Raw genomic sequence first — 19,816 nt, 5'->3', positions numbered from 1 at the left:
GAGAGTCGGCTGGAGGTGTTGTGGGCCGGGGTCCGCGGCAGGTGCAGTCCGGGTGCGCCCGGTCACTGCGCGCCCGGTCCCTGCGGCGACGCTTCTACACTCTCGTCCGCGGCGAGGCTCTCGATCCGGCGGATGGCGTCGTCGACATCGTGGCTGAGCTGCTCCACGAGCTCACGCTGGCGCTCGGCGAGGCCGTGCACCTGGCTGGTGGTTCCGGTGATGTCGGTGACCGAGCCGGCCATGGTCCGGATCGTCGTCGACATGGCGCGCATGTCCCGTTCCAGCTCCACGACGATGGTGGTGATCTCGTCGGTGGACTGGGCGGTCGAGGTGGCCAGGTTCTTGACCTCCCCGGCGACGACGCCGAACCCGCGCCCGGCCTCTCCGGCCCGGGCGGCCTCGATGGTGGCGTTGAGCGCCAGCAGGTTGGTCTGCGCCGCGACCCCGGTGATCATCTCGGCGATCCCGGCGACCCGGCGCAGGCTGTCCCCGAGGGCGTCGACCGCCTGCTCGGCGTCGCCGGCCTGTGCCACCAGGTCGCGGCTGGCCGCGTGGGCGGCGTCGATCCGCGCGTCGATGTCGCGGGTGGCGGCGCGGACGTTGCCGACGTGGTCGACCACCCCGGCGAGGCGCTCGACGACCGCGCCAGAGGTCCGGTCGACGGTCTCGCGTGCCTGCCGACGGGACTCGTCCTGGAGGCGCTCCTGCTGGGCGTACGTCTCGCGGAGCTGTTCCTCGCGCTGGGCCTGTTCGGCGTGCAGGGCGGCGTCCTGCGCGGCCAGGGTCTCCAGCATGGTGTCGATCGTCGCGGCCAGGGCACCGATGTCCCCCTTGCCGGAGTGCCCGATGCGCAGGCCGCGGTCCCCGGAGGCGATCACGGCCTCGGTGGTGTGCCGCAAGGGCCGCACCTGCTGGCGTACGGCGCGGTGGGACAGGAGGCGGACGGCGCCGAGCAGCAGCAGGGTGCCGAGCGCGGTGAACAGGAAGATCTGGTTCGCCGTCCGCCCCGCCATCCGGTGCAGCTGCCGGTCGCGGACCGAGCGCAGGACGATCTGACCACCGTCGGCGGTCGGTAGCACGGCGTCGACCGCGACCTGCGTGTCGTTCAGATTCGCGGTGCTGACGGCGATCTTCCCGAGCCTGCTGGGGAGCACCGAGCGCTCGGCGGCGCCGGTGTGCCGCTGTGCCACCCGGGTCAGCGGCAGCTCGATCTCGGCGCCCAGCTTCGTCAATGCGGCCGGGTCGAGGGACTTGAGGTAGATCAGGCCGCCGGTGGCCGGCGGGTCGCCGCTGCTGCGGTACGCGGCGAAGCCGCAGTACAGGTACGGGCGGTCGGCGGCGACGATCATGCCGCAGATGCCGTCGCCGGCCTTCGCCGCGGGGTCGAACAGCCGCCGGAGCAGGGCCGGATTCCGCAGCTCGGCCGGGGCAGCGGCGAGCTGCAGGGTGGCCGGGCCGTTCACCAGCACGCCCACCCGCGGCTTGCCGTCGAGCCCGACGCCCAGCACCCCGTCGACCACACCGGTCCCGCGCAGGTACGAGGGTTCGAAGGTGTCCCAGAAACCCTCGCGGTCGCCGGAGGCAACCTGATCGGCAGAGTCGTCCCACTCCGAGTTCGTGGCGCCGAACGTGCTCAGCAGGGCAACCTGACCATCCAGGCCGATGCGCAACCGCTGAGCGTCGCGGGCCAGCTGGTTGGCCTCCAGCTCCTCGAACGGACCGGTGGCTATCGCGCGCAGGGCGAGGAACACGGCCAGCAGCACGAGTACGCCCGCCACCACGGGCCGGAGGATGCGCAGGAGTCGAAAGGTCACACATTTAGTTCGGCCGCCGCTTCGCACGCCTGTGCGAGGACGTACTGTGAGGCCCGTCACCCATGGGTGACGGGCCGGTCAGTCCTCGCCGGACGGGCGCAGCAGTTCGGTCACGGCGCGGACGGCCGCCTCGGTCGGGGAGGCCGCCTCGCGGTTCGCGGCCTGCAGTTCCCGGTAGACCTCTTCCCGGTGCACCTGCACGTCGCGGGGGGCCTTGATACCGAGCCGGATGACGTCGCCGCGGGCCTCGAGCACGGTGATGACAACATCGTCGCCGATCATGACGCTCTCCCCGGCTCGCCTGGTCAGCACGAGCATCGTGGGTGCCCCTTTCCCTCCGTGGACAGGACAACACACCGAAGGCGCGGCCGCGTGGAACGCGACCGCGCCTGGACAAGCACCGTCAGTAGGCGCGGTTCATGACCGCCCGTACGGGCATGCCACTGCCGTTGAGGATCGTCTGCATGGCGCGCTTGGTGTCCCGGTCGACCACGATCGGCGCCAGCAGGTTCGCCGTGGTCTCGTTGATGCCGGCCGTGATCACGACCATGAGCAGGCACCGGTCCGGGTCCGTGGTGTTCAGGGCCGAGAACACGGCGTCGTCGATCTCCGGCGCGTAGTCCGGGAAGAACGGCTCGGGCGGCGCGACGAGGAACCGCAGCTGGGGGTCCTCGATGGAGGTGAACGCGTAGAGCAGGCCCTCGTCGTTCAGCCGGACCAGGACGAACTGCCGGTGTGCGGGGAAGCCCGGCATCGGCACCGCCATGTCGATGATCGGCAGGTCCAGCGTCGGATCGAGCATGGTGTCCCCCATCAATCGGGACGCGGTACGAATACTCATGGTCACCTCAGGAAGTCGATGAGCGAGGGCTGGATCACCTTGGCCGAGGCGGCCAAAGCGGCCTGGTACGAGGTCTGCTGAAGCTGCATTTCCATGATCGTTTTGGGCAGGTCCACGTCCTCGACGTCGGACAGCTGGCTCGTGACGGCGAGCAGCCGGTCCTCGGCGGACTGCTTCGTCTGCGCGACACGATTGTATCGAGCACCAACATCCGAAAGGGTGTTCTTTACGAGATCTGCGGCGGAATCCAGATTTTTCAGCCCATCGCTCAGCGCAGTCGAGTCGCCCGAGCGAATACTGTCCGCGATGCCCTGCAGCACGGTGAACAGTTGCGTGGTGCCCGAACCGAACGCCTCCGGCCCGGTCACGTCCACCCGCACCTTGACGCCGTTGCCGACGGTCCGTGCGACCTGGCCGGTGTCGCCGATGTAGGCACCGGTCGCGTCGAACGCGTCGGCTCCGGACGTGGTGCCGCCGAAGACCGGCCGGTTCAGGTACTTCGTGTTGGAGTAGCCGATCAGCGACTGGCGGATGTTGTCGATCTCGACCGCCAGCGCCTCGTTCGACTGCGTGTCGTTCGTACCCGAACTCAGCCCCTGCACGGTGAGGTCCCGGGCCCGGTTGATCAACGTGGTGCTGCTGGACAGCGTGCTGTCCAGCGTGCTGAGCCAGCCGATGCCGTCGTCGGCGTTGCGCGAGTACTGCTGCAGCGCGCGGGTCTCGCCGCGCAGCTGGAGCGACGACACTGTGCCGGTCGGCGAGTCCGACGGGCGGTTGATCTGCTTGCCGCTGGACAGCTGATCCTGGATCTGCTGACCCCGGGAGATGTTGCGCTGCAGGTTCGCCAGCACCCGCGTGTGGATGCTGCTCTCGGTGACCCTGGTCTGGATGGCCATCTGTCAGTTCCCCTTACCTTCCGACCAGGCCGGTGCGGTTGATGAGCTGGTCGAGCATCGAGTCGATCGTGGTCAGTACGCGCGACGCGGCCTCGTAGCCGCGCTGGTACGTCAGCAGGTTCGTCATCTCCTCGTCGAGGTTGACCCCGGACTGCGCCTCGCGGGCCGCGTCCACCTGCTCGGTGACGGTGTTCTGGATCTCGGAACGCCGGCCGCTGGCCTGCGCCGCCACCCCGAGCTGGCCGATCATGGTCTGGTACTCCGAGTCCGGCCCGGTGGGCGAGCTGCCCGTCGCGGCCAGCGTGTCGGCGACGGTGTTGTCCAGCGCGCCGGCGGTCGACGACATCGCGACCTGCGCGGGGTCGGTGATCGCCACCTTGATCGTCCCGGCGTCGGTGCCATTGAAGAAGTCGAGGCCGGTGCTGCCGTCGATGCTGAACCCCGCGTTGTGCGCGGCGTTCACCGTGGCGATGAGGTTCGCGGCGACGCCGTCGAGCGCCGACGAGATCTGCGGGATGATCGTGGTCAGCGTGTCGACCATGGCGCCCATGGTGCCGCCGGCCTCGACCGCGGACCCGGTGTCGGACCAGCGCAGGGTCATCGGGTCGACCGCCTGGTCGTCCAGCCGCTTCGCGCCGACGATCTCCATCTTGCGCGTGGTGAACCCGCTGACCAGGCTCAGACCGCCGACGAAGACATCCATGGCACCGTTGGGGCGGATCGACGCGGATGCGCCGGTCAGCTCGGCCAGCTGCTGGACCGCCTGGTCACGCTGGTCCTCCAGCTCGTTGTGCACAGAACCCGAGGCCTTGGCCTTCACGATGCTGTCGTTGAGCTGGGCGATCGTCTGGGCCGCCGTGTTGACCTGGTCGACGTACGCGTCCAGCGAGCTGCGGTTCTGGCCCCACTGGCTGGTCAGCGACTGGTGTGCGCTGTTGAGCCCGTCGGCGACCGTGCTGCTCTGCTGGATCAGGGCGGAGCGGGCGCTGGCCAGCTGCGGGTTGTTCGCCACGTCGCTCCAGGCGTCCCACATGTCGTGCATCTGTGCCTGCAGGGCGGTGTCGCTGGGCTCGGAGAAGACGTCCTCGATCGACGCGTACGCGGAGGACTGGCTGGTCAGGTACGCCTGGTTGGCGTGCTCGGTACGCCCCCGGTCCTCCAGGTACTGGTCGCGCATGCGCTGCACGTCGGTGACGCCGACGCCGGTGCCCGGGCCCTCGGTGGTCGCGTACATCGCGGACGAGGTCGAGCCGACCTGGGACTGCATCTCCACGCGCTGGCGGGTGTAGCCAGGGGTGTTCGCGTTCGCGATGTTCTGTCCGGTGACGTCGAGGCCCTTGCGCTGGGCGTACAGCGCGGTGAGCGCGGTATTGATACTGCCGAAGCTGCTGGGCATCAGATCGCCTCATCCACCAGACTGGGGCGGCGCGTGCCGCCGGATACGGTCTTGCCCTGCGGGCCGTACGTTTCGACGGAGCCGGCGAACGCGAGCATGGTCTCGCGGGCCGCGCGCTGACCGGCGGTGAGCAGGTCCCGGTTCGCGTCGGCCATGGCGCCGATCTCCTGGGTGAGGGTCAGGAAGGCTTTGCGGTGCTGGTGCAGGAGGTCGGACCAGGGCGCGGGTGCGGCGTCGGCCAGCTCACCGAGTGACGCCTCCGGCTCCAGTCCCAGTTCGAGCGCGACGGACTGCGAGAACGCGGCCCGGGCCACCTCGGTCTGCCGGATCTGGTCGAGCACGACCTCCACCTCGCGCGTCGCGTGCGCGAGCCAGCGGGAGCGGTTGGCCGCCAGCAGCAGCTGCTCCTCCTCCAGCTTGAAAAGCAGCAACTCCAGCAGCTCGCGCGAGCGCCAAAGGACGCTGGACAGGTCGGTAAGGCTCACCTGGTCCTCCGTCTTCTCCTCGGGAGGGAAGGCCCTCGCGGCACGTCCCTGCTCATCCGGACAAGTCGGCATGAGACGCAGGTCTCTGAGGGGTTAACGGATGTTCCACCGTGTCGGAGCCGACATGTTTCTTACGAGCGCCACGGAAATCCGGAAACGCGAAAAAGTCACGAGGAAGTTTCGGATACTCCTCATGACTGTCTGCGACCAGTCGATTACTCATGGCGCAAGCCGACGGCTCACGGAAGAGCCGCACCAGACCCGCCGTCAAGGAGGAAAATCCCATGGGTCTCCGTATCAACCAGAACATCGCCGCCCAGAACGCCTACCGGAACCTGTCGGTCACCGACAGCCAGATGTCGAAGTCGCTGGAGAAGCTGTCCAGCGGTTTCCGGATCAACCGGGCGGCCGACGACGCGGCCGGCCTCTCGATCTCCGAGGGCCTGCGCTCCCAGGTCGGTGGCCTGAAGGTCGCCGTCCGCAACGCCCAGGACGGCATCAGCGTCGCCCAGACCGCTGAAGGCGCGCTCAACGAGGTCACCTCGATCCTGCAGCGTATGCGTGACCTGTCCGTTCAGTCCTCGAACGGCGGCTCGAACGACGCCGAGGCGAAGTCCGCGGCGCAGAAGGAGTTCACCCAGCTCAACGACGAGCTGGACCGGATCGGCAACACCACCTCCTTCGGCAAGAGCAAGCTGCTCGACGGCTCGTTCGGTCACGCCGAGGAGCTGCAGGGTGTCAAGGTCGACCCCAGCACCAACGCGCTGCCGACCGGTGCCTTCTCCTTCGACATCACCGACATCGACGGCGTCACCCTGGGTACGCCGATCACCGTCTCGGGCGCCGGCCCGGGCGCGGGTGCCAGCGCCAAGGACGTCGCTGACTCCATCAACACCGCCCTGCAGTCCGCGCTGAAGACGGCCGGCTACAAGGGCAACGAGGTCGCGGCCACCGCGCAGGTTGCGGACGACGGCTCCGGCTTCACGTTCAAGTTCTCGGGTCCGAAGGACTTCACGCTGGCCGACACCGGCACCAGCCTCGCCGACCTCGGCGTGACCGCCGGCGCCAGCGCGACCAACACGACCGCCAACACCGGCCAGTTCCAGGTCGGCGCGAACAGCGGCGAGACCCTGAACATCGCGATCAGCAAGATCGGCGCCAACGCTCTGGGCACCGACATCCTGGACCTGACCGCGAACCCGGACGCGGCGATCGACGCGATCGACGCTGCCATCAAGACCGTTTCGGACCAGCGGGCCTCGCTCGGTGCGTACCAGAACCGGTTCGAGCACACCATCAACAACCTCAACGTCTCGGTGGAGAACCTGTCTGCCTCGGAGTCGCGTATCCGTGACACCGACATGGCCCAGGAGATGGTCCAGTTCACCCGGAACCAGATCCTGACCCAGGCCGGCACGTCGATGCTGTCGCAGGCCAACCAGGCCTCGCAGAACGTGCTCTCCCTGCTGCGCTGAGTAAACCTCACACGCTGAACAACTGAAAATCGAGCTCTGACAACCGAATAGGTGGGGGTGGCCGTAGTCCGGCCACCCCCACTGCACATCCGCTACCGGCAGGAAGGCAGGCGACACCGTGACCAGCTCCATCGACGGCCTCGTCAGCGGTCTCAGCACCTCGTCGCTCATCTCGTCGCTGATGCAGGTCGAAGCCGCCCCGCAGACCCGGCTCAAGACCAAGGTCTCCGACGCGCAGACGGCCGTCGCCTCGTACCAGTCGGTGAATTCCAAGCTCTCCGCGCTGCGCAACGCCGCGGACGACCTGAGCCAGCTCAGCACCTGGCGTGCGGTCAAGCCGATCTCCAGCTCGACCTCCGTGACCGCGACCGCCACCGGCGGCACGAACACCACGACCGGCACGGTGCAGTTCGACGTCGTCCAGCTCGCCAAGGGGCAGGTCTCCACCGCCCGGGTCGACCCCACCGCCGCGGTGACCGCCTCCGACTCGATCACCGTCCAGATCGGCACCGCGGACCCGGTCGTCATCGACATCAGCAAGGACAAGACCGCCCAGGGCATCTCGAACGCGATCAACGCGGCCGGCATCGGGGTCAAGGCGTCCGTGGTGACCACCGGCGGCGCCCAGAACATCCTGCAGCTCAACGGCGCCAAGACCGGCGAGGACAACGCGTTCAACGTGACCGGCCTGGAGGACACCGGCCTGACCACCGCGGTCTTCGCGCAGAACGCGGTGCTGCAGGTCGGCGGCGACGACGCCAGCGGCGGCTACGGCGTCGTCAGTTCCACCAACACCTTCACCGGGCTGATGGCCGGCGTGAGCCTCACCGTCGGCAAGGAGGAGACCGGGGTGACGATCACCGTCAACTCCGACGTCTCCGGCATGGCCTCCAAGATCCAGGCCATGGTCGACGCCGCCAATGCGACGCTCAGCGAGATCGACAAGCAGACCGCGTACGACCCCGGCACCAAGAAGGGTTCGCCGCTCACCGGCGACTTCAGCGTCCGCGAGATGAGCAACGCGATCCTCAGCGCGGTCAGCCGCGGCCTGAGCTACGACGACCCCGCGAACCCCGGCAACACGATCAACTTCGGCAGCCTGAAGAAGCTCGGCATCGAGCTGGACCGCAGCGGACAGCTCACCTTCAACGCCGACACCTTCAAGAGCGCCTACAACGCTGACCCCACCGGCATCAAGAACGCCGGCATCGGGCTCGGCGACACCTTCGAGGCCCTCGGCAAGAAGCAGTCCGACGGCATCACCTCGGTCATCACCGGCCGCAAGAACCAGATCGACTCGATGAACTCGCAGATCGACGACTGGGACGTCCGGCTGGCCGCGAAGCGCGAGGCCCTGCAGCGCCAGTACACCGGCCTCGAAACCGCCCTCAGCAACCTGAAGTCCCAGTCCAGCTGGCTGTCGGGTCAGATCGCCAGCCTGGGCTGATCCGACGCCACCCCACCCCGAGACAGCAATCCGCCCATTGCGAACCGAGGGAACAATGACCTCTCCCCACTTGCGTGACCGCTACCTCCAGGACTCGATCAACACGGCCTCGCCCGCACGCCTGCTGGTGATGCTCTACGACCGCCTGGTCCTGGACCTCACCCAGGGCGAGGAGGCGCTGCGCGGCGACGACCGCGAGACCGCCTCCGAGAAGCTCCTGCACGCCCAGGAGATCGTGTTGGAGCTGCGCACGACCCTGGACATGGACGCCTGGTCCGGCGCCGCCGGCCTGGCCAGCCTGTACGGATGGCTGCTGACCGAGCTGATCGGCGCCAACGTCAACCGCGACGCGGACCGGGTCGCCGCCTGCCGCTCGGTCGTCGAGCCGCTGCGCGACGCGTGGCGGGAGGCGGCCGCGGCCGCCGCCGCACCGGTCGGCTGACCGCTCGTGCCTCAACGCGTACCCATCGAGGAAGCGGGGTGACGGCGTGACGGAGAACTGGCGCGGCGCCTGGACCGCCGCGTTGGACGAGCTGGAGATGGACGTGTCCGCCACCGAGGCCATGCTGGCCGAGGAGCACCGGCACGCCGAGACCCCGCCGGCCAGCGGGTGGCATCCGCCGCCCGGCCTCGGCCCACTTCCGCTGGACCTGCGGCCCCGCGCCGACGAGATCCTCACCCGCCAGCTCGCCGCGGCGCACGAGATCGCCCGGCGGCTCACCGCCAACCGGCAGCAGACCGCGGTGACGGCCCGCATCGAGACCGGAGAGGCGGTCAAACGCCCGGTCTACCTCGACTGCGCCATGTGACCCACGACATCCACAGCACCCATCCCGGCAGCCCCGCAGACGCGGGGCTGCCGGGATTTTTTCATGCAACCCCACGGCAACCGTTTCCAGCTCAGCGGATCGGGGGGTGGGCCGAACCGGAGAGTACGAGCACGGATCGCTCACGTCACGCCACGGACCGGCGGCAACCACAGGTGCAATGACGAAAGGAGTTGTTGCCGTGTTCGATGACGTGTCTTCGTCCGCCCTGCGCGTGGCAGTGGCCGGTCTTTCGGCCCGCCAGTCCGCCATCGCCGACAACATCGCGAACATCGAGACCCCCGGCTACCAGGCCCGGAAGGTTCAGTTCGAACAGGCGCTCAGCGGCGCCCTCGCCAGCGGCGAGTCGCCCTCGTCCGTCACGCCGAGCGTGCAGCGCTCGCTGGAGCCCACGCGGCTCAACGGCAGCAACGTCAACCTCGACGAGGAGACGCTGTCGCACATCGACACGACGATGCGCTACCAGCTCGCCCTGCGCGCGGTGGATTCCAAGTTCGGCCTCCTGCGCGACGCGATCAAGGGAGCCTGACGATGAGCATCTTCAACGCGATCGGTACGGCCGGCACGGGCGTCACCGTGTACCGCAAGTGGCTCGACGCGATCTCCGACAACATCGCGAACATGGACACCGTCAAGCGGACGTCCGAGAACGCGTTCCAGGCCCGGTACGTCGTCGCCCAGGAGGCGCAGGACGGCAACGGCGCCGAGGTCGGCGGCATCGCGCTGGGCAGCGCCGAGGGTCAGCTCTCCTACGAGCCGGACAACCCGCTGGCCGACACCGAGGGCTACGTCCGCCGCCCGGACATCGACCTCGGCGGCCAGATGGCCCAGATGATCATGGCGCAGCGCGCGTACCAGGCGAACCTCGCCGTGGTGGACCGCGCCCGCGACTCGTACACCGCCGCCATCAACCTCGGGAAGTGACGACGATGACCTCTCCGATCGACGCGATCAGCGCCGTTTCCGGCCTCAGCGGGGTCTCGGGCGTCTCCGGGGTCGGCGGTGTCTCCGCCGCCTCCGGCACGCCCGCCGCGACCGGCCCGAACGCCAACTTCGGCGACATGCTCGCCAAGGGGCTGCAGAGCGTGCAGGCCACCCAGAACAAGGCGGACGACCTCGCGATCCAGGTGGCCAACGGCACCCTGAGCGACCCCGCGCAGTACACGATGGCCGCCAATGAGGCGTCCCTGGCAATGCAACTGACCGTGGCTGTCCGGAACAAGGCCGTCGAGGCCTTCCAGGAAATCATGAGGATGCAGGCCTGACATGATCGACCGCCTTCCCGCGCCCGTTCGTCGCCTCGTCGACGGCTTCAAGGCGTTCACCCCGGGCCAGAAGTCCGTCACCGTCGTCGCGGTTCTCGCGTTGGCGATCGGTGGCTACTTCTTCGCCACGTGGGCCGCCAAGCCGACCTACGCGACGCTGTTCAGCAACCTGTCGACCAAGGACGCCAGCGCGATCGTCGAATCGCTGCAGAAGTCCGGCACGCCGTACGAGCTGGCCAACAGCGGCCAGACCATCATGGTCCCCAAGGACCAGGTGTACGACCTGCGTCTGCAGCTGTCCGGCGAGGGCCTGCCCGGCGAGTCCGACACCGGATACTCGCTGCTGGACAAGCAGGGCATCACCACGAGCGACTTCATGCAGCACGTGGGATACCAGCGGGCGCTGGAAGGCGAGCTTTCCAACACCATCAAGAGCATCGACGGCGTACAGGGTGCCACCGTGCACCTGGTCATCCCGCAGAAGGACGTCTTCGCCGACGACCAGAAGCAGCCGACCGCGTCGGTCCTGGTCACCTCGAAGCCGAACGACGAGATGAGCAGCCAGCAGGTCCAGGCCGTCGTGCACCTCGTCGCGTCCAGCGTCGAGGGGCTGCAGCCGGAGCAGGTCACCGTGGCCGACGCGAACGGCCGCATCCTCTCCACCGGTAACGGCGCCGCGGTCGGCACCGGCTCGGGCGGCGACGGCTCGGACGACCAGACGGTCGGCTTCCAGAACCGGCTCAACTCGTCGCTGCAGACCATGCTGGACGCCGTGGTCGGCCCCGGTCACGCCCGGGTCACCACGAACGCGCAGCTCGACTTCGACACGACCCAGACGACCAAGGAGTCGTACCAGGCCGACCCGTCGCTGCCGGCGCTCGCGGAGAGCATCAGCCGGGAGGCGTACAACGGCGCCGGCACCAGGACCGGCGGCGTGCTCGGCCCGGACAACATCCAGGTGCCCAACGGCGCGGCCGGTACCGGCAACGGCCAGTACGAGAACACCGCGACCACCCGCAACAACGCGGTGAACAAGACCACCGAGGTCCGCAAGAGCGCACCCGGCACGATCAAGCGCCTCAGCGTCGCCGTCCTGATGGACAGCAAGACCGCCGGCCTGGTCAACCCGCCGGACGTGCAGAAGCTGGTCAGCGCCGCCGCCGGCATCGACGCCACCCGGGGTGACACGGTCGCGGTCAGCGCGATGCCATTCGACACCAGCGTCGCGGACCAGGCTGCGCGGGACGCACTGGCAGCGCAGCAGCTGGAGAAGACCAACAACCAGATGTCGATGCTCAAGACCGGCGGACTCGCCCTGGTCGTCCTGCTCCTGCTGCTCGCAGTGTGGTGGCGCGGCCGGCGGATGAAGAAGCGCAAGGCGCTGACCGCCGCCGAGCTGGCCCACCTGGAGGCCATGCAGGCCGCCCTGGAGCAGCAGCGCCTGGCCGAACTGAACGCCGCCATCCCGCAGCCCGCCATCGAGGCCATCCGCAACGAGGAGCTCGAGGAACGGCAGCGCGAGATCGAGAAGATGGTCGAAGAGCAGCCCGAGGAAATCGCCAGTCTGCTCCGGGGCTGGCTCGGCGCCGGCCGCTGACGACAACTACCAGTACGAGGGGACCTGAGTTGACCACAGCGGCGCTGACCACGACGTCGATGACCGGCCTGCGCAAGGCCGCCATCCTCCTGGTGCGGATGGGCACGAAGCACTCCAGCAAGGTGCTGGCCACCCTGCGGGAGAACGAGGTGGAGGAACTCTCCGCCGAGATCGCGAAGTTGGGCAAGCTGGAACCCGAGGTCGTCACGGATGTGATCGACGAGTTCTACGCGATGGCCACGACGGCGAACGCCGGCGTCGGTGGCCTCGCGTACGCCCGGGATCTGCTGGAGGCGTCGCTCGGTCCCGAGCGGGCGGCGCTGATCCTGGACCGGCTCGAGGCGTCCATGACGGACATGCCGTTCAACTTCCTCAGCCACGCCGACCCGCGGCAGCTGCTCTCGTACGTCCAGTACGAGCACCCGCAGACCATCGCGCTGGTCCTGGCCCACATCCCGTCGGCCCTGGCCTCGTCGATCCTGTCCGGCCTGGCGCCGGAGGTGCAGTCCGACGTCGCCCACCGGATCGCGGTGATGGACCGTACCTCGCCGGACGTCATCCGCCAGGTGGAGATGGCCCTGCAGCGCAAGCTCTCCACGGTGCTGCAGCCCGACCAGCTCTCGACGGTCGGCGGTGTGCAGCCGCTGGTCGACATCATCAACCGGGCCGACCGCACCACCGAGCGCCTCATCCTGGAGGCCCTGGAGGAGCGCAACCCGGAGATCGCCGAAGAGATCCGGCGCCGGATGTTCATGTTCGAGGACATCACCATGCTCGACGACCGTGCCGTGCAGCTGGTGCTGCGCCAGGTCGAGCCCAACGACCTGGCCACCGCGCTCAAGGGTGTCAACGACCTGGTCAAGAACAAGGTCACCGGCAACCTCTCCGAGCGCGGCCGGGAGAACCTGCTCGAGGAGATGGACCTGCTCGGCCCGGTCAAGCTGCGGATGGTCGAGGAGTCGCAGCAGAAGATCGTGTCGGTGATCCGTTCGCTCGAGGACTCCGGCCAGATCGAGATCCAGCGCGGTGGAGAAGCCGATGAACTCGTTGACTGAGCAGGCGTTCCTGCGCGGCTCGGACGCCGACGCCGCGGCCACTGTGCGGTTCGCCGTGGACCTGCGCCGGCGGGCGCCGATGGACACCCCGCCGATCCAGCGGGCCAAGGACGAGGCCCGCGCCACCGGGTACGCCGAGGGGTGGACCCAGGGCAAACGCGATGCGGCCCTCGAGCACGAGGGCATCCTGGAGAAGGCCCGCGCCGACGCGAAGGCGCACGTCCAGTGGCGCGAAGCGGTGCTGGACCAGGCCATGGATGCGATCGTCCAGGCCGCCGACAAGCTGGAAGCACGGTACCTGCCGGCCGTCGAGGACCTGCAGGAGGCGATCCTCGAGCACGCGTTCGTGCTGGCCGAGGCGATCATCGGGCGCACCCTGGCGGATGTCGAGGGGCGGGGGATCGACGCGGTGCGGCGTGCCATGGCCATCGCGCCGACCCGCGGCGCCGTCACGGTCAGCCTGCATCCGGACGATTATGAGCATCTGGTCGGCGGGGCAACCGAGACCGACTACAACTACGAGGGACGGCCGGTGCAGCTGCGCCCGGACCCGGCGCTCCAGCCGGGCGACGCCGTCGCCGAGGTCGGCGCCACGAAGGTGGACGCCTCGATCGCCGCCGCCGTGCAGCGGGCCCGGGAGGCATTACTGCTGTGACCGACGTGTTCCGCAACCGGCTCAGCGCCGCCATGGTCGCCGCCCGGCCCCAGGCCAAGGGCAAGGTGACCGGCGCGGTCGGTCTGCGGGTCACCGTCAGCGGGCTGGAGGCCCGGGTCGGCGAGCTGCTGGAGATCGGCGAGGGTGCGGACACCGTACTCGCGGAGGTCGCCGCGCTCGACGGTGAGCGGCTGTCCTGCCTGCCGCTCGGCTCCATCACCGGCCTGGGCACCGGCAGCCCGGTGGTCGCCACCGGCGGCCCGCTGCGCGTCCGCGTCGGCCCCGACCTGCGCGGGCGCATCCTGGACGGCCTCGGCCGCCCGATGGACGGCGGCCCGCCACTGACCGGCGAGCCGGTCGGCATCGAGACTGCGCCGCCGTCCGCGCTGGAACGCCAGCTCGTCGCCCAGCCGATGTCGCTGGGCATCCGGGTGCTCGACACGCTCGTGCCGTGCGGCAAGGGCCAGCGCATCGGCATCTTCGCCGGCTCCGGCGTCGGCAAGTCCACCCTCATGTCGATGATCACCCGCGGCACCGCGGCGGAACTGAACGTCATCGCCCTGGTCGGCGAGCGCGGCCGCGAGGTACGCGAGTTCATCGAACACGACCTGGGTCCCGAGGGCCTGGCCCGTTCCGTGGTGGTCATCGCCACCTCGGACCAGCCGCCGCTGGTACGGCTGCGTGCCGGGTCGGTGGCCACCCGGATCGCGGAGTACTACCGCGACGAGGGCGCCGACGTGTTGCTGATGATGGACAGCGTGACCCGTGCGGCCATGGCGCAGCGTGAGGTGGGGCTGTCGGTCGGGGAGCCCCCGGCCACCCGCGGCTACCCGCCGAGCGTCTTCGCCATGCTCGCCTCGCTGCTGGAACGCGCCGGCCCGGGCGCCCGCGGCAGCATCACCGGGCTGTACACCGTGCTGGTGGAGGGCGACGACCACAACGAGCCGATCGCCGACGCGGCCCGCTCGATCCTCGACGGCCACATCGTGCTGGACCGCAAGCTCGCCACGGCGGGCCACTTCCCCAGCATCCAGGCGCTGGACTCGATCTCCCGGGTCGCCACCAGGATCACCAGTGCGGACCAGCGGGCCGACGCCACGGAGCTGCGCCGGATGATGGCGGCCCACCGGGACATCCGCGAGCTGGTCGAGATCGGCGCGTACGTGCCGGGGACCAACCCCGAGGCGGACCGCGCCAACGCGATCTGGCCGGAGATCACCGCGTTCCTGCAGCAGGGCCTGGACGAGAAGGTCACCGCCGAACAGGCGTGGCAGGCACTGCACGGGCTGGTCAACCCCGCCTGAGGAATGCCGCCGAGGCGTCCGGGTGCAGCTCGGGTGCAGGCGCTCAGTGGCCATGGGGCCGGGCCGAAGGTGGGGCGGAGGACGTCCGCCCGCTCCCAGGAGGCCCCGTGAACCGGTTGTTTCGGCTCGCGCCCGTGCTGCGTGCGCGCAAGGCACAGGAGGATGCCGCCCGAGGGGCGGTGATCCAGTCCCGCGCCGAGATCCGCGAGGCGCAGGCACTCGTCAAGCGGCGGCACCTCGAACTCACCGGCGCCGACGCACCCACCGAGGGCACCGCCCGCGCCATGGTCGCCTCGCTGGTGGCCCGGCAGTCCCTGGCGGCCAGCCTCTCCGACGCGCACCGGATGGTCGCCGAGGCGGAGGAGGCCACCGAGGAGAAGGTGGAGGAGCTGGCCAACGCCGCCAAGCGCCGCCGGGCCGTCGAGATGCTGGCCGAACGGCACGCCGAGGCCGTACGCCGCCACGACCTCGCCACCGACCAGCAGAACCTCGACGAGCTGGCCGTCACCGCCAAGGCCCGCAACGCCGCCCGCGGCGTCGACGCCACCCGCGAACAGCGCGCCAACCCGCTGCGCCACGGCGGGGGCACCGCCGCCGACCGGGAGGCCGCCGGCCGCGCCGCCGCCAACTCGATGGCCGCGCAGCGCCCCAGCGTGGAGCTGGCCGACCCCACCCACAGCCGCACCGCCTGGCGCGCCGCCCTGATCGCCGCTCAGCGCGACGGCAAACCGGCCGACATCCAGGACGACAGCACTGGACACGACGAGGACCGGAGCCGCGCATGATGGGTCTCAACGGGGTCATGAACCGGATCGCGGAGCTGAACAGCCAGCTCGGATTCACCCCGGTCACGACGACCGCCCCCGCGTCGAGCACCGCGACGTCGGGTTCGAGTGGCACGGCGTTCGCCTCGGCGCTCGCGGACGCCACCGGCGCGGGTACCGGCGCGAACGTGACAGGTGACGCCGTGGTGGCGGCGGCCAAGAAGTACCTGGGCACCCCGTACGTGTTCGGCGGGACCGACCCGGCCACGGGGCTGGACTGCTCCGCGCTGGTGCAGCGGGCGTACCGCGACCTGGGCGTCGATCTGCCCCGCAACTCGTGGGAGCAGGCCAAGGTCGGCACGAAGGTGGACACCCTCGCCGACGCGAAGCCCGGTGACATCCTCGCGTTCGGCTCGCCGGTCCACCACGTGGGCATCTACCTCGGCGACAACAAGATGATCGCGGCGCCGAAGCCCGGCGACCACGTCAAGATCGAGTCGGTGTACGAGAAGCCCACCCACATCCGCCGGGTACTGGGCACGGATGCCACGGCCGGCCTGAGCGCCGCCGCGGTGGCCCGCCCGGCCGCTCTGCTGCAGACGGGCGACCTGTCCGGGGTGCCGTACGCGGACCTGTTCCAGAAGGCCGGCGCCAAGTACGGCGTCTCGCCGAAGCTGCTGGCCGCGGTCGCCAAGGTCGAGTCCGGGTACAACCCGAAGGCGGTCAGCCCGGTCGGGGCGCAGGGGCTCATGCAGCTCATGCCGTCCACCGCCCGCGGGCTCGGCGTGCACAACTCCTTCGACCCGGCGCAGGCCATCGACGGCGGCGCCAAGCTGCTGGCCCACAACCTCAAGGAATTCAAGTCGCTGCCGCTGGCCCTCGCGGCCTACAACGCGGGCGGCGGCGCCGTGCACAAGTACGGGGGCATCCCGCCGTTCGCGGAGACCCAGGCGTACGTGCCGAAGGTCCAGAAGGCGCTCGCCGCGCTGGGCGGCTGACCATCCGCCAGACACGGCTGAACACCGAGACATCAAGGGGACAAGCGATGAGCACGTCGAGCACCGTCGCCGGGCCGGACTTCAGGACGACCACCGACGCCACCCGCCGCCCGGGCACCACCCGCGGCGACGGCGGGGAGGCGTTCGGTTCGGCGCTGTCCGCCGAGCTGAGCCGCCCCGCGGACCGCGACACGTCGGCCGCCCGGGACCGCAGCGCCCAGGACCGGACCGCGCAGGACCGCGCTGTCCAGGACCGGAGCGCCCAGGACCGGGCCGCCCGGGACCGCGCCGCGCAGGACCGGGACGCCCGTGACGAGGCCGCCCAGGACCGGGCGGGCAGCGGCCGCGCGGCCCAGGACCGCGCGCTGCAGAGCCGCGCGGCACGCGAGCGGGCCGGGGAGAACCGCGCGGCGCAGCGCCGGGCGCAGTCCCGCGCCGCCGAACAGCGGTACGCCGAGGCCGCCGCGGCCGGTCGGCCCGGTACCCGGGCGCGTGCCGCCGCCCGGCCCGACGCCGCCGAGCACGGTGACCCCACCGCGACGCAGGACGCCACCTTCCCCACTGCCACCACGCCCGCCACGGCGGCCGATGCGCCCGCGCGTCAGTCCCCGGACGGCACGGCGGAGAACGGCACGGCGCCCACGGGCGACCCGGCCGTCGCGACGACCGTCGACGCGGCGGCCGTGGACACCACCGGCCGATCCGGGCTGCCGGGCGACCCGGCCGCCGGGACCCAGCCGGGCACCGCCCCGGCCGGACCGACCACGGTCGGCGCCACCACGGAACCGCCCGCCGACGGCGAGTCCGCGACGGACGACGAAGCTCGCGCCGACGAGGCCGCCCAGCCCGCCAACCCGGCCGCGTCCGGGTTCGGCCAGCCCTTGATCGCCCTGCCCGCACCGGTGCCGGTGGCGACGACGGGCGGCGACGCCGCGGCCGGGGTCGAGGCAGTCTCCGCGCCGCTATCCGCCACCACGACCGTCCCTGGTCGCCTTCCGGCGTCCACGGAGATTCCTGGCTCGGCGACCGCGTCGGGCTCGGCAGCCGGTGGTCCGGCCGTGGGCGACCCGGCGACCGCCGGCCAGCCCGCGGGTGCCCCGGCGCAGCCCGGCCTCACCCCGACCGGCCCCGCGCAGCCCTCACCCACCGCGGGTGCCCCCACGGAGCCCGGTACGGGTCCCGTTCTGAACACCGACCCGGCCCAGACCGGCCCAGCTCCGTCGGTCCCGACTCCGTCCGGCCCGGTTCAGCCCGGCCCGACCCAGTCCGGCCCGACCCAGTCCGGGCCGGCACAGCCGGGGCTGGCACAGCCGGGGCTGGCACAGCCGGGGCTGGCACAGCCGGGGCTGGCACAGCAGGGGCCGGTCCAGTCCGGCCCGGTGCAGCCGGGTCTCGTGCAGCCCGGCCTGGTCCCGCCCGCCCTGCGCACCGCCGGATCCAGCGCGGCCGCCGACACCGGCGTGACCGGTCCCGCCCAGCCCGGCGACCCGGCCACCGGACCCACCACCGCCGGCCCGGCAGCGAGCGACCCGGCAGCGAGCGACCCGGCCACCGGCCCCGGCACAGCCGCGCCCGGCGGCCCGGCGGCGTCCCATCCGGCCGCCCCCGACCCGAACGGCGTCCCCGCCACCACCGCGGCGTCCCCGCCGGGCGTCGCCGCCGAGCCGGTCGCCACCCCGGCCGACGGCGAGCGCACCGTTCAGCCGTCCGGCCCGGCCCAGACCGCCGGCCCGACCGCCACCGACCCGAGCCCGCAGACGCCCCGGACCGCACCGGCCGGTGCCGCCACCGGTCAGGAGCCGGACACGAATGCGGACGGCCGCGCCGCCCCGGATCAGCGGACAGCGGCACCGTCCGGACCGGGCGGGGCCGGATCCGCTCCCCCGGCCGCGATGCCGGGGCTGGCGGCCGTACCCGTCTCCGCGGTCGCCCCGACCGCCCGGCCGGAGGCGGCCGCGGCGCCCGCGCCCCCGCTGCCGGTCCAGGCCGCGGAACAGCTGGCGCTCCGGATCGCCCCGCTGCGGCTGGACGCCGACGGGGTGCACCGCCTGACGGTGCACCTGCATCCGGCCGACCTGGGCCCGGTCCAGGTGGTCGCGGAGCTGCGCAACGGCGAGATCAACGTCCAGCTGACCGGTACGACGGACGCCGGTACCGACACGCTGCGCCAGGCCATGGACGACCTGCGCCGCCAGCTGACCGACTCCGGGTTCTCGAACTGTTCCCTGGAGCTGCGTCAGGGCTCTGGGCAGCACGACCAGGCCCGCCAGCAGTTCGCCACCCAGAGCGGCACACCGGGCGGCGGTACGCGCCAGAGCGGCGCCCCGGCGGCACCGGAGCAGTCTGTCCCGGGCCCGGTACGGACCGGCGGCGCGGGCCGTCTCGACGTCCGCGCCTGAGGGCCAGCCAGCACCGGAATTGCACCCTAAGTCCTCGGCGCTCCCCGCCGAACTCGATGACGAGCGGATATTTCCGCCCCCGTAACGCCGACCCAGGAGGGCCGTCATGACCTCGCCGATCAGCGGCTACGTCAGCAAGGACTACGACGTCAACACGTCGCCGACCTCGCTGTACACCAACAAGACGACCACCGACGCCGGCAAGACCAAGAACCTCGCCGACCAGGACACGTTCCTCAAGCTCCTGGTTGCGCAGCTGAAGTACCAGGACCCCTCGAACCCCGCCGACTCGACCCAGTTCCTGGCGCAGACGGCGCAGTTCACCCAGGTCGAGAAGCTCGGCGAGATCGAAAACGTCTTGAAGAGCCAGCAGCTGATCGGGGCCAGCGCCCTGGTCGGCACGACGGTCACCTACAAGGACGGCGACGGCAACACCCAGTCGGGTGTCGTCAGCACGGCAAAGCTCAACGGAGACAGCGATCCGATCCTCGTGGTCGGTAACACGGATGTGCAGCTGTCCATGGTCACGGAAGTCCACCGGGCGGGCTGACCCCAGCCCACCCGCCCACTCCACAACCCTGGAAGGACAACCCACCAC

At 70.7% G+C, this 19,816-nt stretch carries 21 protein-coding genes; 15 read left to right on the top strand and 6 right to left on the bottom strand.

Annotated elements, in window-relative coordinates; translation table 11 throughout:
- Positions 1-62: 62 nt before the first annotated feature.
- From ACMCNN_RS01890 to flgN, 6 genes are all read right to left on the bottom strand, one after another.
- A complete protein-coding gene (locus ACMCNN_RS01890) occupies positions 63-1,814 on the bottom strand; it encodes a methyl-accepting chemotaxis protein (RefSeq protein ID WP_412744443.1) in 1,752 nt (583 codons plus the stop codon).
- 78 nt (positions 1,815-1,892) lie between these two features.
- Positions 1,893-2,132, bottom strand: coding sequence for a carbon storage regulator CsrA (gene csrA / locus ACMCNN_RS01885; protein WP_412744442.1), 240 nt, complete (start codon positions 2,130-2,132; stop codon positions 1,893-1,895).
- An 85-nt stretch (positions 2,133-2,217) separates the two neighbouring features.
- Positions 2,218-2,655 (bottom strand): flagellar assembly protein FliW, encoded by a 438-nt coding sequence (fliW, locus tag ACMCNN_RS01880; protein WP_412744441.1) that lies wholly within the window; start codon positions 2,653-2,655, stop codon positions 2,218-2,220.
- A gap of 2 nt (positions 2,656-2,657) precedes the next feature.
- Entirely contained in the window at positions 2,658-3,551 is an 894-nt protein-coding gene (gene flgL, locus ACMCNN_RS01875; RefSeq protein WP_412744440.1) for a flagellar hook-associated protein FlgL, read from the bottom strand.
- A 13-nt stretch (positions 3,552-3,564) separates the two neighbouring features.
- Positions 3,565-4,947, bottom strand: a complete 1,383-nt coding sequence (gene flgK, locus ACMCNN_RS01870) for a flagellar hook-associated protein FlgK (protein WP_412744439.1) — start codon at positions 4,945-4,947, stop codon at positions 3,565-3,567.
- On the bottom strand, positions 4,947-5,432 hold the full coding sequence (gene flgN, locus ACMCNN_RS01865; RefSeq protein WP_412744438.1) for a flagellar export chaperone FlgN: 486 nt from the start codon (positions 5,430-5,432) through the stop codon (positions 4,947-4,949). The genes flgK and flgN overlap by 1 nt, the downstream gene beginning before the upstream one ends.
- A gap of 284 nt (positions 5,433-5,716) precedes the next feature.
- Here flgN and ACMCNN_RS01860 point away from each other — a divergent pair, with 284 nt between their 5' ends.
- The 15 genes from ACMCNN_RS01860 (at position 5,717) to ACMCNN_RS01790 (ending at position 19,768) form a co-directional block, all read left to right on the top strand.
- Positions 5,717-6,907 (top strand): flagellin, encoded by a 1,191-nt coding sequence (locus tag ACMCNN_RS01860; protein WP_412744437.1) that lies wholly within the window; start codon positions 5,717-5,719, stop codon positions 6,905-6,907.
- Between the two features lie 118 nt (positions 6,908-7,025).
- Entirely contained in the window at positions 7,026-8,354 is a 1,329-nt protein-coding gene (gene fliD, locus ACMCNN_RS01855) for a flagellar filament capping protein FliD (protein ID WP_412744436.1), read from the top strand.
- Positions 8,355-8,409: 55 nt separating this feature from the next.
- Entirely contained in the window at positions 8,410-8,796 is a 387-nt protein-coding gene (gene fliS, locus ACMCNN_RS01850) for a flagellar export chaperone FliS (protein ID WP_412744435.1), read from the top strand.
- 46 nt (positions 8,797-8,842) lie between these two features.
- Positions 8,843-9,163, top strand: a complete 321-nt coding sequence (locus ACMCNN_RS01845; protein WP_412744434.1) for a hypothetical protein — start codon at positions 8,843-8,845, stop codon at positions 9,161-9,163.
- Between the two features lie 199 nt (positions 9,164-9,362).
- The gene (gene flgB / locus ACMCNN_RS01840; RefSeq protein ID WP_412744433.1) at positions 9,363-9,710 is read left to right on the top strand and encodes a flagellar basal body rod protein FlgB; all 348 of its coding nucleotides are present in this window, start codon (positions 9,363-9,365) and stop codon (positions 9,708-9,710) included.
- 2 nt (positions 9,711-9,712) lie between these two features.
- Positions 9,713-10,105, top strand: coding sequence for a flagellar basal body rod protein FlgC (locus tag ACMCNN_RS01835; protein WP_412744432.1), 393 nt, complete (start codon positions 9,713-9,715; stop codon positions 10,103-10,105).
- 5 nt (positions 10,106-10,110) lie between these two features.
- Positions 10,111-10,446: a flagellar hook-basal body complex protein FliE gene (gene fliE / locus ACMCNN_RS01830; protein ID WP_412747019.1), complete on the top strand. Its 336-nt coding sequence runs from the start codon at positions 10,111-10,113 to the stop codon at positions 10,444-10,446.
- A gap of 1 nt (position 10,447) precedes the next feature.
- The gene (fliF, locus tag ACMCNN_RS01825) at positions 10,448-12,043 is read left to right on the top strand and encodes a flagellar basal-body MS-ring/collar protein FliF (protein ID WP_412744431.1); all 1,596 of its coding nucleotides are present in this window, start codon (positions 10,448-10,450) and stop codon (positions 12,041-12,043) included.
- Between the two features lie 29 nt (positions 12,044-12,072).
- Positions 12,073-13,098 carry a flagellar motor switch protein FliG gene (fliG, locus tag ACMCNN_RS01820; RefSeq protein WP_412744430.1) on the top strand — a complete coding sequence of 342 codons (1,026 nt, stop codon included), beginning with the start codon at positions 12,073-12,075 and terminating at the stop codon, positions 13,096-13,098.
- Positions 13,082-13,753 carry a FliH/SctL family protein gene (locus ACMCNN_RS01815; RefSeq protein WP_412744429.1) on the top strand — a complete coding sequence of 224 codons (672 nt, stop codon included), beginning with the start codon at positions 13,082-13,084 and terminating at the stop codon, positions 13,751-13,753. The genes fliG and ACMCNN_RS01815 overlap by 17 nt, the downstream gene beginning before the upstream one ends.
- Positions 13,750-15,057: a FliI/YscN family ATPase gene (locus tag ACMCNN_RS01810; protein WP_412744428.1), complete on the top strand. Its 1,308-nt coding sequence runs from the start codon at positions 13,750-13,752 to the stop codon at positions 15,055-15,057. Before ACMCNN_RS01815 ends, ACMCNN_RS01810 begins: the two co-directional genes overlap by 4 nt.
- A 107-nt stretch (positions 15,058-15,164) precedes the next feature.
- On the top strand, positions 15,165-15,842 hold the full coding sequence (locus tag ACMCNN_RS01805; protein WP_412744427.1) for a hypothetical protein: 678 nt from the start codon (positions 15,165-15,167) through the stop codon (positions 15,840-15,842).
- Entirely contained in the window at positions 15,839-16,819 is a 981-nt protein-coding gene (locus tag ACMCNN_RS01800) for a transglycosylase SLT domain-containing protein (RefSeq protein ID WP_412744426.1), read from the top strand. The genes ACMCNN_RS01805 and ACMCNN_RS01800 overlap by 4 nt, the downstream gene beginning before the upstream one ends.
- Before the next feature lie 47 nt (positions 16,820-16,866).
- A complete protein-coding gene (locus ACMCNN_RS01795; RefSeq protein ID WP_412744425.1) occupies positions 16,867-19,218 on the top strand; it encodes a flagellar hook-length control protein FliK in 2,352 nt (783 codons plus the stop codon).
- A 106-nt stretch (positions 19,219-19,324) separates the two neighbouring features.
- Positions 19,325-19,768: a flagellar hook assembly protein FlgD gene (locus ACMCNN_RS01790; RefSeq protein WP_412744424.1), complete on the top strand. Its 444-nt coding sequence runs from the start codon at positions 19,325-19,327 to the stop codon at positions 19,766-19,768.
- Positions 19,769-19,816: the final 48 nt, after the last annotated feature.

This window comes from Krasilnikovia sp. MM14-A1004 (assembly GCF_047159485.1).
In the GTDB taxonomy this organism is placed as follows: domain Bacteria; phylum Actinomycetota; class Actinomycetes; order Mycobacteriales; family Micromonosporaceae; genus Actinoplanes.
The sequence above is the reverse complement of the archived record's forward strand: the minus strand, read 5'-3'. Positions and strand labels throughout refer to the sequence as shown.